The sequence below is a fragment of the Bacillus changyiensis genome (genome assembly GCF_027706145.1).
GTDB lineage: Bacteria > Bacillota > Bacilli > Bacillales > Bacillaceae > Bacillus > Bacillus changyiensis.
Genome location: NZ_JAQFWW010000004.1, coordinates 94,447 through 108,217 on the forward strand (window position 1 = coordinate 94,447; position 13,771 = coordinate 108,217).

Here is a 13,771-nt window from a genome sequence, read left to right on the forward strand (position 1 = left end):
CATTTGTACCTATGTATCGTGTATATATAACAGAAAGTGAATGGGCAGGGCGCGGCAAACTGGAAGATCTTTTTTCGTGAAGTGATCTATCCGCCCTATCAATTTTTCTTATAAATGCATAGGATGTATGGAAATTTAACTTTAAAAAGGTGGTGCTTTTTTTATGGGCTTCGGTTTTGGATATCCAGGTCGCTGCTGCGGTTATGGCGGTGGATACGGTTATGGCGGCGGAGTTGGCTATGGCGGTGGATTCGCGCTAATCGTCGTTCTTTTCATTCTCTTGATCATTGTAGGCGCATGCTGGGTGTACTAATTAGGAAATCTTATCCTGTCATTGCTGCTCATAACGAGATTGATTTCTCTTTTTCCGTAGGAGGCTAAATCTTGTCTTTAACGGCGCTTTGCTGAGGATTTGCTCGCATCTAATCCGAAAAGGAACAGAAAACGACGTTTTCTGTTCCTTTTTCATGTAGAAAGCGGTCAGGGATTCCTACTGAATTACCAATAAGGCAACCACAAACCGGCTCGTCGAGTTCTTTCAATTCTTTGTCGGCGATATGGATTACCATAACCATGCTTAAAAGAATGTGGCATAGATGAATAACCATGACCGATAAAAGACATTCTGTGATCTTTCATCATGAATCTGCATCCCTCTCTTATGTTTTTAATATTCATATGCAGATCATTGAAGGATGGACCTATTTAAGAAATAACTATACTTGATCTTTCTCCTGTGTATAATGTGCCAGTAGTTCCCTTCTATACATCATAGCAATCTCTCCTTTCATTCTCGTTTTGATTAGCGTTGGCTATTCAAATAAAGATACTTTAACTGTCGCTCTTTCATTTCATTGTACAGCTGTTCAATCTGATGTTCTCGTTCATACTCTTCTGGACTTTTGAATTTTTTTTGAATCGTTAGTGTTAAGAAGAATAAATTAATCGTCATATCACTCACCTCCTTTAAAGTTCGCTACAAAACATAAACAACCCGCAGATCATTTGACAAACCTGCGGGTGCAAACAAAAACCGCCAGACAAAAACAAAACGACGTCTTTATCTTGCGAGAAGGAAAGCATATTGTGTTCTAACTTCCTAACGTATTTTGTAAAAAGCAATGGTTAAGGAAGGGCACAATCTCTCCCACAGGTTGAATGAAACATATATTCACAAAGTCTAGTGTATGTAGCCAATTCCGATTTCATGTTCATCAACCTCCTTACTTTTTTGATTACTTTGTAAGTATATCCATCAACTTCCTGTTTGTAAACCTTTTTTTCAAAAAATGGACACAAAAAAATACAGAAAGCCTTAAGACTCTCTGTTTATGATTCTTCCATTTTATCTAATTGTTTTTTATATTTGAGTGAACGCTTCACACAAAAGAAAGCACCAGCTAAAAAAATGCATGTCGCAAACATCATCACCGATTGTTGGAATAATGTTAGCCCTTGATTAGGGATGATGGTGCCGATATACAAAAAAGCACTGACACTGAGTAGTGTAAAGGCAAACTGCTTGTAATCTTCCATCAAAGCTTTTACTTTTTTCTTATGCATATGATCACCTATTTAGATTCATATAAGATATCATTTAGAATAACATAGCATAACAGTTTGCTGGACATGTAAATTCAGGTAATCAAGCAAGCGGAGCTAATGCTTGCTTTAAGTCTTCTAGGAGATCATCAATATCTTCAATCCCAACGGAAATGCGAATCAAGCCATCAGTAATCCCCAGCTCAAGACGACGATCTTGCGGAATCGATGCATGAGTCATTCGTGCGGGTACCGAGATTAAGCTTTCAACGGCTCCTAAGCTTTCGGCTATCGTAAACAGTTTTAGTCTTTCTAAAACAAGGTCGACATGTTGCTCCTTCCCAATGTCAAAAGAAAGCATTCCACCAAATCCTCTGCTTTGTCGTTTGGCAACCTTGTGACCGGAGTGGGACGGAGAACCTGGGTCATACACCTTTTGTACAGCTTTATGACTTTCTAAAAATTGGCCAATTTTTCGAGCATTTTGCTCATGAGCTTCCATTCTTAAGGCTAATGTTTTCATGCCTCTCATGAGTAACCAAGCGTCCTGAGGCCCAAGAATGCCTCCTGTAGAGTTTTGAATAAAATGAAGCTGTTCCCCTAATGCTTTAGTAGCAGTCACGACTAGTCCGCCAACGACATCACTGTGACCCCCCAAATATTTAGTTGCACTGTGAAGAACAATGTCAGCACCAAATGAAATCGGGTTTTGAAAATATGGTGTATTAAACGTATTATCAACGATAAAGAAGAGCTGATGTTTTTTGGTTATTTCAGAGACCATTTGCAAATCTGTAATTTTTAAAAGTGGATTTGTTGGTGTCTCAATGTAAATAGCTTTTGTGTTTGGTTTGATCGCATTTTCAATCTGATCCATACTGCTTGTATCGCAAAATGTTGTTTCAATGCCCATACGGTTGAAGACTTTCGCCATGACTCGGTATGTTCCACCATATACGTCATCTGTTAAAATGACATGGTCGCCATGGTTAAATAGCATCATCACCGCACTTATGGCCGCCATTCCGGAACTAAACGCATAACCTGCCGCTCCCCCTTCAAGCTCTGTGATTAATGATTCCAGTGCGGCTCTTGTTGGGTTTCCTGTTCTTGAATATTCATATCCTGTGTGCATCCCTGCTCTTGGTTGTTTATAGGTGCTAACCTGATAAATGGGAACTGAGACAGCACCGGTTGTTTCATCACCTGTGATTCCACCATGAATCATTTTTGTTTTTTGTTTCATACTAAATGCCTCCTTCATATATTTTTTTGCTTAAATAACGGTCACTACTGTCAGGAAATATCGTCACAATATTTGTGCCTTCTTTCGCATGTTCAGCTTCTTTTAATGCGGCAAATAAAGCGGCACCTGATGAACTTCCAATTAGAAGCCCCTCTTTTTCCGCTGCCTCTTTCACAAGACGGAAAGCATCTTGATCGGAAACGGTATAAATCTCATCAAAATGGCTTTGATCCATATATTCAGGTATGAATTCCATTCCGATCCCTTCGGTTTTATGCCCATGCGGCTCTCCCCCGTTTAATATTGAACCCTCCGGTTCAACGATTACCGTTTTAATGGACGATCTTTTTTCTTTTAAAAACCGTGCAGTCCCGGCAAATGTACCACCTGATCCGGCACCAGCAACAAATATATCAACCTTGCCATCAAGATCATTCCAGATTTCAGGAGCGAGCGTCTTATAGTAAACCAATGGATTTACTTGGTTTTTAAACTGCAAAAAACAATGGGAATTGTCAATCTCTTTCTCAAGCTCAAGCGCCTTTGCAATTGCCCCTTTCATCCCTTCATTTCTTGGTGTATGAACAATTTTCGCACCTAGTGCCTTCATGATCGCTTGTTTTTCCATACTAAAATGTTCAGGAACACAAAAAATCGAGTTGAGACCGTACTTTCTGGCAGTTAGCGCTAAGCCGATTCCTGTATTACCAGCCGTAGCTTCAATTACAGTCCCGCCTGATGTTAACTTTCCAGAAGTGAGTGCATCTGAAATCAACATGTCTCCCAACCGATCTTTAATGCTCCCACCCGGATTCATCATTTCAAGTTTTGCATAGACGTTAACACCTTGAGGCGTTTGAAAATGTAACAGTTGTAAAAGTGGTGTTTGCCCTATTAATTGTGTGATATCTGTAATCACATTCAAAGTTTTCTCCTCCTTTTCAAAAGAAAGGGAAGAGCTCCCTCTCTATTCATTGATTTTTTTTACCATCCGAAGTACAAGTTCTGTTGAATGTTGTGCAGCCTGTTCCAGGAATTGATCAAACGACACTTCCGACTCTTTTCCAGCAATATCTGAAAGTGCTCTAATCACAACAAACGGAACAGTGAATTGATGGCAAACTTGTGCAACAGCTGCTGCTTCCATTTCAACAGCATACAGATTTTCAAATTTACTGCGGATGAATGCTACTCGTTCAGGATCGCTCATAAAGGAGTCACCAGTAGCAATCGTCCCTTTCACAATTTGAATATGTGAAAGCTCTCTAGCTTCTTCCTCAGCTATTTTGATTAATTGATTGTCAGCCTGAAAAGCGGCTGGTAATTGAGGGACCTGTCCATATTCATAATCAAAAGCTGTAACATCAACATCATGGTGGCGAACTTCAGTAGAAATCACAATATCACCGACATTTAATGCATGATGAAACCCTCCGGCTGATCCAGTGTTGATGACATAATCCGGTTTAAAGCGGTCAAGTAAAATCGTCGTACTCATGGCAGCATTTACTTTACCGATGCCTGATTTCAATAAGACAATCTCTTTTTCTTCATAGCTTCCGCTTGTAAATTCACAGTTTGCTATCACTTCTGTTTTTGATTGTTTTAATTGGCTTCGTAGAATTGTCACTTCTTCTTCCATTGCTCCGATAATGGCGATCTTCATATGTTAACATCCCTTCAAGTTTTCATTTTTACTGCTTCCATGACCCAGACAAAATCATTATATTGTTGAAAGGCGATCCTAAAATGTTCTGAAGTAAAGATCTCTTCCATTTCAGAAATCGTTGGATAATGTTCTGTTTCAAGATCTTCTGCCAGTTGATAAAAGCCTTTCTTTTTTGCATTTTCGATCGCAGCTATGAAGGCTTTGTGATCCCTGAAGACAGTATCAGCAAACACTATTTTACCATGCTCGTTAAGGATTTTTCCATATCTCCTTATCGCTTCTCGTTTTTCTTGATTTGTCAAATGGTGAAAAGCATATGAGCTGACAATTGTATCAGGAGAAAACGGTGGTGATGGAAAATCAATAAAATCCCCATCTGTAACAACTACATGTTCAGGTAGCTTTTGTTTGGCGATTTCCCTCATTGTTTTTGACGGTTCAATCCCTAATACTTGTTTTTCAGCAGCGGCTAATTTCGCTGTCAAATTTCCAGTTCCAACACCAAATTCGAGAACGTTAAAGCCCGAATGTTTGACAACATCACTCAAAATCTTATCATAGTTGCGGAATACCTCTCGATATTGAATATCATGGCCAGCCACTGTATCATCATAGGATTCTGCCCAATTCTCAAATAAAGGAATGAACTCTCTTCCCACTGGTTTCACTCTCCAATCTTTATAATACCTATAAGTATAGTATGAATTTAATGATCAATTAGTTCTTATCATAACATATCGAACTTTTATTTAGGTAGTAAAATGTGTTTACTTCTTGTCAGAGACAAACTTCTTTGCTTTAATAAGGATTGACTTGAAGTATTGGAGGATGAGATGATGCCGTTTGAACTAGACCTAATCAAAGATAAAATCGAGTTTTTTGAAGCAATGACTTTGGAAGAGCTTGAAAAGAAAGTGAATCAACAGATTGAAAACAACCAAGCACTTTTACTAAAGGTCCATTCGGTTTCTCACCACACAGCAGTGATTGATAACCGTGTTTTGTACAGTGCAGTCGTTCATTTTAAAGCATAATAGTTAAAAATTAAAAAGCGGCTGGTTCGTAAACCCGCCGCTTTTTTATCATTTCAACTTTTCAACCTTTGTTGGCTTCCACCCTTTACCATCAACCCATGTAATGGCTACCTGATATTTCTCGCCGCTGTCGGTCGCTTGAATTGTTCCTTTTGCATCTTGAGGAGTACCATTATTTCCAACCCAAATCACTGTCATATTGTCTTTGGAAACCCCTGTTGCATATGAGATTGCTTCTAACATTTCCGCCCAGTCTTGGGATGATGAATCATATGTTGCTGTATGTGCCCCACTCTGTTTTGTACCGACTGGCTTCCAGTCTGGATTAATAATCGTTTTTTCAACGTTAGGGCTAGAGCCTCCTTCTGTGATTTTGGCTCCTTCAAACGGATCTTTTGCTTTGTCTTTTTCATCATCTGAGGCTGTCTCTTTATCTTTTTTTGAATCTGAATCACTTTTTTCTTTCTCATCTGAAGCAGAGTCATTTTTTTCTTTATCGCTGGAATCCGTTTTTGCTTTGTCTTTTACATCTTCATCAGATGTTTGATTTTTCTTATCTGAAGCAGGTGCTTCTGTTGTTTGTTTCGTATCGTTTTTAGAACCGTCGTCCTGTTGCGCTTGCTCTTTCGGGCTGTTCATCAACAGGCTGGTGGCAACGACGACAATTAAAACCAATACCACACCTATTAAAATGTTAAGCACAAGATTTGCTTTTCTGCGCTTATCACGATTTTCAAATCGAGATTCCCTAGTTTTGCTCAATTCTTTGCACTCCTTTTTCCCTTACGCCTCACTCTTTATTTTACCATCACCTGAGGCATTCTTCTATGTCTTGTTCTTTTCAATTTTATATACTATTTTAACAATATCATAAAATATAGCATTTGTCGCAGCCTTGCCCTCTGGTGTGTCCATATCAACAACAACAAGCGCATATTTTGGTTTGTCAGCCGGAAAATAACCAGCAAACCACTTATGGTAAAGCCTTTTTTTATCTTTTGTCAGCTTACCTGTTTCCGCTGTTCCTGATTTCCCAGATACATTATAGGGTAAGTCACGGAAACGTCGGCCTGTCCCTTTACGAGATGTCACAACTTTTCTAAGTAGTTTTTGTAGCCTTTGCGCTGTATAACGATCGATTGTGTCTCCAGACAAGTCTTGATCTTTAAACGAGGCCATCAATGTACCATTTTTATATTCGATCTGATCAGCAACTTTAACTTGTTTTTTCTCACCACCTCTTGCAATGGTTGCCATCATATTGGCAATTTCTAAAGGAGTTAGCTTAACATTTTTTTGTCCAATGGCGGTTTGCGCTATCGCTTTCTTCACTTTCTTATCGTGTTGATCTCCCCAGATTGCCCCGGTTCCTTCATGATAAAGTTGCTTAAAGTCATCTTGATGAAAGAGAGACCCTTCCCAGCCGACTTGCTCAGTTAGCCCCAGTTTACGTGAGGTGTCCTCAATAATAGCGTCATTTTTTTTCATCAACTGCTGTGCTAGGCTCGTAAATGTATAATTGCAACTTTGCGCAAAACCTTCTTCCAGATTCAGTTTACCTTTGTCTTCTCCAGGTTTGCCGTAAAGATTCAAATTGCAGTTGAATGTTTTTGAAGGATGATCTAATCCAGTTTCGATCGCTGCTGTAGCAATGACAGTTTTAAAAACGGAACCCGGATACATTGGGGTCAACATGTAGTTTTGTCTCGTTTTTTGCGATGCCATGTTTAAATTAGGTTTACTAGCTATCCCCAACACACTGCTTTTTTCGATATCGAGAAGAACCGCGCCACCCTTTTTTAAATGATGGTCATCCAAAATTTGTTCTAGCGACTTTTGCATTTCCTTATCTAATGTTGTTTTAATTTGTAATGGATAAAATGGATTTGCATCTGCAGTATATTTGACGTCCATGCCAAACAAAGGGTTACCTAATCCATCAACATGATACAACAGTTTTGTGTCTTGTTCAGGAAGTAAGAATTCATCAAATGTCCGTTCCAAACCAAAGGTGCCAATTTTCGTTGAGATCGATAAATCTTTTTTGTGCGGATACTTGTTGCGGAGGAGTTGTGGGTCTTGGTTTGTCATCCCAATCGTATGGGAAGCCAATCTGCTTTTTTTGGTTTTTTCTATGTATACGCCATATATTCCGGGATATTTCAATTTATTAATTTTTTCAAGCATCATGTTCGAAATCGAGCCTTTTTCATTTTTGGTGAGAATGATCGGTTTTTTTGCTTGTTCTAGTTTATGGTGAATCTCCATTTCCGACATGTTTAAAATATCGGCTGCCTCCTTAATCGGCCATGGTTGCTTGTTCAAAAAAGGAAATAGCACAATTGCAGGTTTCTGGCTAATCGTTAGGGGCTTTCCGTTACGATCTAGAAAAGCACCTCGCCCATCAGATATTTGAACCTCTTCTGTACGCTGTTTAACACTTTCCTGAATTAAGTTGACATTCCATTTAGAAAATGATTCGGTGAAAAACAATTGAATTTCAGCAAGTCTGACAAGTAAAAGAAAAAGTGCGGACGTGATCAAAATCGATATCCATATCATTCGCTTTCGTAATTTCATATAAAAACACCTCATCCACATTGTGGACGAGGGTCTTCGTTACTAAACGGATTTTATGAAATTTTCACAATTTTTACAAGCATTTCTCCACCAGGTGTTTGAACAGTCACTTTATCTCCTGCCTGTTTACCGAGAAGGCTTTTGGCAATCGGAGAATCGTTGGAAATTTTCCCTTCAAACGGATCTGCCTCTGCACTCCCTACAATCGTGTAGGATTCTTCCTCTCCATCAGGTAGTTCTGTAAAAGTAACGGTTTTACCGAGTGTAACGATGTTTGAGTTCTCACCATCATCTTCAATGATCTTTGCGTTTCGAATCATATTGTCAAGTGTTGTGATACGCCCTTCAACAAAGGCCTGCTCTTCTTTTGCTGAATCATACTCGGAGTTTTCGGAAAGATCGCCGAAACTTCTTGCGACTTTGATTCGTTCAACAACCTCTTTACGTTTAACCGTTTTCAAATACTCTAGTTCTTCTTCAAGTTTTTGTTTCCCTTTTTCTGTCATCGGAAAAACTTTCTCTTGTGCCATGTTCCTTCACTCCTTCTAGTTGGTCCCTCATCACTTGTATGTGAGAGTATAGACTGAAATATACAAGAATGAGGACAACCTATGTCCCCTTCTTCTCCCCCATATTTGTAAAGAATCGTGTACCGGATGGAAGGGTTCCGATAAATCGTGCATATACAGTTAAAGAAGGGCGCACGAGATCCCTTCAATTTCTATACATAATATGGTCAGAGTTGTGTTTGTCTATGCTATGTTATTATAAAATCGCATTTTGTTCAAGAATTGTTTGTATTTTTGTGACCATTAAGTCGATTGCAACCCGATTTTGGCCACCTTCGGGAATAATGATATCAGCATAACGTTTGGTGGGCTCAACAAATTGGTTATGCATCGGCCGAACGACAGAAATGTATTGTTCGATAACAGATTCAATTGAACGGCCTCTTTCTTTGATATCCCTGAGCATTCTTCTGATGATGCGAAGGTCTGCATCCGTATCGACGTAAAGTTTGATGTCCATTAACTCGCGAAGCCTCTCATCCTCAAGAACAAGGATTCCTTCCAAGATAATAACATCTTTCGGCTCAACATGCACGACTTCTTCTGAACGAGTATGCAATTTATAATCATAAATCGGCTTTTCAATTGGGCGATATTCTAGCAATTCTTTTAAATGCTCAATCAAAAAGTCATTATCAAATGCAAGCGGGTGATCATAGTTTGTATTCAGCCTTTCTTCAAATGGCAGATGACTTTGATCTTTATAATATAAATCTTGTTCAAGCATTAAAATCGAGTGACCTTTAAACTGTTCATAAATAGCTCTTGTGACACTTGTTTTACCAGAGCCTGAACCTCCCGCTATACCAATGACTATCGGTTTCTTCCCCATTGCCGGTTACTGCCCCTTTCTCATCATGTTGCTCGGATAAATCTTTTGGTTCACTTTAAATTTGACGATTTGCAGGGGATGGCGGGCTGCATCGATTACATTGCCTTCTTCGTCCCATATCGTTTCAATTTTACTTGTGAAATTCTCGATTTCCGGACCGAAAAATTCAACTTCGTCTCCAGTTTTAAAGAAGTTCCGCTGCTGGAGTGTCACCATTTTGGTTGCTTCATCATAATCAAGAACAAGCCCAACAAAATCGTACGTTGTTTTTTTTCCGTGAGTGCCGAACATCTGCTCTTCATAACCAGGTGTTCCTTCAAAGAAAGCCGGTGCTGTGTCTCTGTTCGCACACTTATCAAGTTCTTTCAGCCACTCTTCTTTAATCACAAATCCTTCAGGATCTGCACAGTAGCTATCAATTACTTTTCTGTACACACTAACAACTGTTGCAATGTAGTGAATCGATTTCATTCGTCCCTCGATTTTCAGGCTGTCAATTCCCATTTCAATCATTTGCGGAATTGATTCAATCAGTTTCAAATCTTTAGGACTCATCGCAAACGGAGCATCTTCCTCTTCATAAAGTGCAAGCGATTTTTCGCCTTCTTCTTGATATAAATCATAATCCCAGCGGCATGATTGACAGCATCCGCCGCGGTTTGAGTCTCTAGCTGTCATATGGTTGCTTAGTACACAGCGTCCTGAGTAGGCAATACACATAGCACCATGAATAAAAGTTTCAATTTCAATATCTACTTTTTCTTTCATTTCTCTAATTTCAAGTGCACTTGTTTCCCGTGCCAGTACGACGCGTTCTAAGCCTTCCTCTTTCCAGAACTGGACAGCCTTCCAGTTTGAAAGGGATTGCTGGGTGCTTAAGTGAACCTCTAGCTTCGGTGCCACTCTCCGACATGTTTCAATGATCAGCGGGTCGGCAACGATAATTCCTGAGATGCCTGCGCCTTGTAAATCTTTCAAATAGTCCTCAAGGCCATCGATGTTTTCCTGATGTGCAAAAATGTTTGTTGTGACATAAATTCTAGCGCCATACTGTTTTGCAAATTCAACACCTTCAGCCATTTCTTCTGTTGAAAAATTATCTGCATTTGAACGGAGTCCATATTCACGTCCGCCGATAAACACAGCGTCTGCTCCATAATGAACGGCAATTTTCAACTTTTCTAAATTGCCTGCTGGAGCAAGTAGTTCAGGCTTTTTTGTAATGACGCGTTTTCCATTCATAATTTTGGAAATTTTATCTTGAACTGCAGACATGGTTATCCCTCCTTTTAATATACTGTCTCTTTGAAAAAGAACCCGGTATCAAGATTGCGGTTAACGGGTTGCAAGCTTTCGATCTGCTCAATCCATTGGTCTTTTTTATCTTCATATGCATCTCTGTTTGAGATGCATAGGTCGATGGCTTCACGATACATTGCTGTAACTTTCGTTAAATAGTCTGCTGATTTTAATATGCCGTCTATTTTAAACGAATCAATTCCGCCATCAATTAAATCCTCAAGTTCATCAATGATACATACATCATTCGGACTCATAATGTGGGTGCCGTTTTCATCTTCGAAGATCGGATATTTATTGCCGCGTTCTTTATCATGGAGATACATGCCTGTTTCTTTTTTCTTGCCTTCTATATCCATGGCTTTCCCTTGGTATTCAAAATAGTTTCCGATCAATGACCGTTTTGACTGAAACATACATGTCATGCCATGCACTTGAATTTCAATTTCAACTTCAGCATGAGCTTTAATGTCAATGATGCTGTCCATATTCAGTTCTCTTGCCAATACTGCACGTTTTGCACCTTTTCTTCCCCAGTAATTGCAAGAATGGTGGTTGGTTGCTGTTGTTTCTGTGTTCCAGTGGAGCTTCATGTTTGGTGCTGATTCTCTTGCAGCCATTAAAACGGCTGGATCACCGAATACAACTGCATCAGCACCTGCCTCCTCCAAGAAAGACAGATAATCATTTAATTTCGAAACTTTATCATTATGAAAAATGGCATTCATTGCAACATAGACTTTTGCACCCATTTTATGGGCCAAATGAATCGCCTCTTTTACATCGTTTCTGGAAAATTCACCTGCTAAGCGTAAGCCATATTTTTGTTCACCGATTATAAAAGCGTCAGCGCCGGCTTCGGCCAAAGGTTTGATATCACGAACAGTTGTCGGTGTCACAAGTAGTTCAGGCTTTTTCATATTTGTTCACCTCTTTTTTACTAACGGCTAAGCCATCTCCGATCGGTAAAATCGTTGTTTCATAATCGGGATGTTCCATTAGCCAATGATTAAAAAGATCTATTTTCTCAACGAGCTTTTTAATTCGTTTGTTTTCAATTTGACTATGATCTCCCGGGACAAGTCCTTTGAACAGAACATTATCAGTGAAAATAATCGCATCTTCTGACAGCATCTGTTCATATAAATTGAAAAATTTCTGATACTGTCCTTTTGCAGCATCAATAAACAGGGCATCATACGGGGCCATCGATTGGACGGCAGCGGAATCGTTGAGTGCATCTCCAAAGAACACATGGATCCTGTCTTCCAGCTGAAATGCCTGAATATTTTTGATCGCTTCTTGGTATCTTTCTTGATCACGCTCGATTGTGAAAATTTCCGTCTGCGGGAGTTTTAGCGCCATTCTAATGGCTGAATATCCAATCGCCGTACCAATCTCAAGAATTTTTTTCGGGCTTTTAAGTGATAATAGCTGTAACAATACTTCGATGCCTGTCGGTTCCATAATCGGTACATTGTGCTCTTTCGCATAAGCCTCAAGTTTCATCACTTCTGCCGGCCTCGGCTTTATGAGTTGTTCCAAATAGCCGGTCAGCTCTTGATATTCGATTTTCACGGGCAGATGGCCTCCCTTTCATAAAAAGAGCTTTAGGTCAGAAGTTTTAGAACTACCTAAAGCAGTGAATGTCTTTTCCTCTAATAAACAACCCGATATATTTTACCACAAAACCTTTAAATATGCTAACAAAAGGAGAGTATTTTTTACTCTCCTTAGTAGCTAATGATTCTGATTGTTCGTGATATATTTGTCTTTAGCTTTATTATGCTCTTTTAATGTTTTTGTAAAAACAACTTCTCCATTTTTCTTAGCAAGGAAATAGATATAATCCGTTTTATCAGGATTTAAAGCTGCTTCCCAGGCTGTTTCTCCAGCATTAGAAATCGGTCCCGGTGGAATTCCTGCGTTTTTGTACGTATTATAAGGGGAATCTACTTTAAGATCCTTATAAACGACACGGCTTTTATGTTTTCCCATTGCATATAAAACAGTCGGATCGGTTTGCAGTGGCATTTTTTTACTTAAACGATTATAAAACACACTCGAAATTTTGTGCCTGTCTACTTTTTCAGTTGCTTCTTCTTCTATCAATGAAGCCATTGTTAGTGTTTTATGCACAGACAGTTTTTTGTGTTTCATTTGCGATTTATATTTGTCTGCCAGATGAGCAGTTGGTTTAACCATCGTTTCAATAATCGTTTCTAATGTCGTATTTGGATCATGAAATGGGTATGTTGCTGGATAGAGATATCCCTCTAAAGGATGTTTCACTTTTTTAGTTAAAATTTCTCCTGTGATCAGATTCGGATACTTATGCTTTAATTTGCTGATAAACTGTTTATTATCAAGTTTTTTCATCACTTCTTCTTCAGAGTAACTGGTTTGTTTGGCGATAATTTCAGCAATTTGACTAAGCTGTTTCCCCTCTGGAATCACAAGTTTAAAAGCAGGTACATTTGAAGCATTTGTCAGTTTGTCAATGATTTCAGTTGGTTCCATCGCTTGGTTGAGCTGAAAGTTTCCAGCTTGAAACCTTGATGCATGTTTAAATTTTGCATAAGCAATAAATATTTTTTCATTTTTAATTAAATGTTGCTCTTTTAATTTGGCCGCAATTTTTGAAAGTGATGAGCCCTCTTTAATATAAACGTTAACGGCTTTTTTATTATTTTGATCGACAGGTTCAAGTGCCGATTTCACGTAAAAGGATAAGCCACCTGCAATAACAATGAAGAGCAGTGCCACCACAGCTATCCAAAGCTTCAGTTTATTTTTACGTGGCTTTTTTTTAGATTGATCTGCAAACATGTAGTTTTTCCTCTCCTTCCAAGCTATATACTACATGATTCTGCAATTATTTACAAAAGATTTCTTAAAGCTCCCTTCTCTTAATATGGGTTTTTTGGAATATAGACAATCAATTTTTATATCATAAAAAAACTGCACCACCAATTTGTTAGAAGGAGCTAACAATTGGGG

The 13,771-nt window shown here is 38.9% G+C and carries 17 protein-coding genes; 2 read left to right on the forward strand and 15 right to left on the reverse strand.

All coding sequences use genetic code 11. The features are described from left to right. The first annotated feature begins 163 nt into the window (after window positions 1-163). Window positions 164-313, forward strand: coding sequence for a YjcZ family sporulation protein (locus PDT38_RS13485; RefSeq protein ID WP_270802311.1), 150 nt, complete (start codon window positions 164-166; stop codon window positions 311-313). A gap of 185 nt (window positions 314-498) precedes the next feature. Here PDT38_RS13485 and PDT38_RS13490 read toward each other — a convergent pair whose 3' ends face one another. The 7 genes from PDT38_RS13490 to PDT38_RS13520 form a co-directional block, all read right to left on the reverse strand. Continuing rightward, window positions 499-642 carry a hypothetical protein gene (locus PDT38_RS13490; RefSeq protein ID WP_270802314.1) on the reverse strand — a complete coding sequence of 48 codons (144 nt, stop codon included), beginning with the start codon at window positions 640-642 and terminating at the stop codon, window positions 499-501. 160 nt (window positions 643-802) lie between these two features. Next, window positions 803-952 (reverse strand): YrzI family small protein, encoded by a 150-nt coding sequence (locus PDT38_RS13495; RefSeq protein WP_270802316.1) that lies wholly within the window; start codon window positions 950-952, stop codon window positions 803-805. A 377-nt stretch (window positions 953-1,329) separates the two neighbouring features. Then, window positions 1,330-1,563 (reverse strand): YrhC family protein, encoded by a 234-nt coding sequence (locus PDT38_RS13500; protein ID WP_270802318.1) that lies wholly within the window; start codon window positions 1,561-1,563, stop codon window positions 1,330-1,332. Window positions 1,564-1,645: 82 nt separating this feature from the next. Next, entirely contained in the window at window positions 1,646-2,788 is a 1,143-nt protein-coding gene (locus PDT38_RS13505; protein WP_270802320.1) for a bifunctional cystathionine gamma-lyase/homocysteine desulfhydrase, read from the reverse strand. 1 nt (window position 2,789) lies between these two features. Continuing rightward, window positions 2,790-3,713 carry a PLP-dependent cysteine synthase family protein gene (locus tag PDT38_RS13510; RefSeq protein ID WP_270802323.1) on the reverse strand — a complete coding sequence of 308 codons (924 nt, stop codon included), beginning with the start codon at window positions 3,711-3,713 and terminating at the stop codon, window positions 2,790-2,792. Between the two features lie 42 nt (window positions 3,714-3,755). Then, the gene (gene mtnN, locus PDT38_RS13515; protein ID WP_270802325.1) at window positions 3,756-4,454 is read right to left on the reverse strand and encodes a 5'-methylthioadenosine/S-adenosylhomocysteine nucleosidase; all 699 of its coding nucleotides are present in this window, start codon (window positions 4,452-4,454) and stop codon (window positions 3,756-3,758) included. A gap of 14 nt (window positions 4,455-4,468) precedes the next feature. Further along, a complete protein-coding gene (locus tag PDT38_RS13520) occupies window positions 4,469-5,116 on the reverse strand; it encodes a class I SAM-dependent DNA methyltransferase (protein ID WP_270802327.1) in 648 nt (215 codons plus the stop codon). Window positions 5,117-5,293: 177 nt separating this feature from the next. Between PDT38_RS13520 and PDT38_RS13525 the strand changes: the two genes are divergently transcribed. Beyond that, the gene (locus PDT38_RS13525) at window positions 5,294-5,491 is read left to right on the forward strand and encodes a DUF2536 family protein (RefSeq protein ID WP_270802329.1); all 198 of its coding nucleotides are present in this window, start codon (window positions 5,294-5,296) and stop codon (window positions 5,489-5,491) included. Between the two features lie 48 nt (window positions 5,492-5,539). Here the strand turns inward: PDT38_RS13525 and PDT38_RS13530 are convergent, their stop codons facing one another. From PDT38_RS13530 to mltG, 8 genes are all read right to left on the reverse strand, one after another. Then, a complete protein-coding gene (locus PDT38_RS13530) occupies window positions 5,540-6,253 on the reverse strand; it encodes a YrrS family protein (RefSeq protein WP_270802331.1) in 714 nt (237 codons plus the stop codon). A gap of 63 nt (window positions 6,254-6,316) precedes the next feature. Further along, on the reverse strand, window positions 6,317-8,071 hold the full coding sequence (locus PDT38_RS13535; RefSeq protein WP_270802332.1) for a peptidoglycan D,D-transpeptidase FtsI family protein: 1,755 nt from the start codon (window positions 8,069-8,071) through the stop codon (window positions 6,317-6,319). A gap of 53 nt (window positions 8,072-8,124) precedes the next feature. Then, window positions 8,125-8,601, reverse strand: a complete 477-nt coding sequence (greA, locus tag PDT38_RS13540; RefSeq protein WP_270802333.1) for a transcription elongation factor GreA — start codon at window positions 8,599-8,601, stop codon at window positions 8,125-8,127. 235 nt (window positions 8,602-8,836) lie between these two features. Continuing rightward, the gene (gene udk, locus PDT38_RS13545; RefSeq protein WP_172296569.1) at window positions 8,837-9,472 is read right to left on the reverse strand and encodes a uridine kinase; all 636 of its coding nucleotides are present in this window, start codon (window positions 9,470-9,472) and stop codon (window positions 8,837-8,839) included. A gap of 6 nt (window positions 9,473-9,478) precedes the next feature. After that, window positions 9,479-10,747: a peptidase U32 family protein gene (locus PDT38_RS13550; protein ID WP_270802335.1), complete on the reverse strand. Its 1,269-nt coding sequence runs from the start codon at window positions 10,745-10,747 to the stop codon at window positions 9,479-9,481. A gap of 14 nt (window positions 10,748-10,761) precedes the next feature. Next, a complete protein-coding gene (locus PDT38_RS13555) occupies window positions 10,762-11,691 on the reverse strand; it encodes a peptidase U32 family protein (protein ID WP_270802337.1) in 930 nt (309 codons plus the stop codon). Further along, window positions 11,678-12,280 carry an O-methyltransferase gene (locus tag PDT38_RS13560; RefSeq protein ID WP_394356281.1) on the reverse strand — a complete coding sequence of 201 codons (603 nt, stop codon included), beginning with the start codon at window positions 12,278-12,280 and terminating at the stop codon, window positions 11,678-11,680. The genes PDT38_RS13555 and PDT38_RS13560 overlap by 14 nt, the downstream gene beginning before the upstream one ends. A 231-nt stretch (window positions 12,281-12,511) precedes the next feature. Further along, entirely contained in the window at window positions 12,512-13,600 is a 1,089-nt protein-coding gene (gene mltG / locus PDT38_RS13565) for an endolytic transglycosylase MltG (protein ID WP_270802340.1), read from the reverse strand. Window positions 13,601-13,771: the final 171 nt, after the last annotated feature.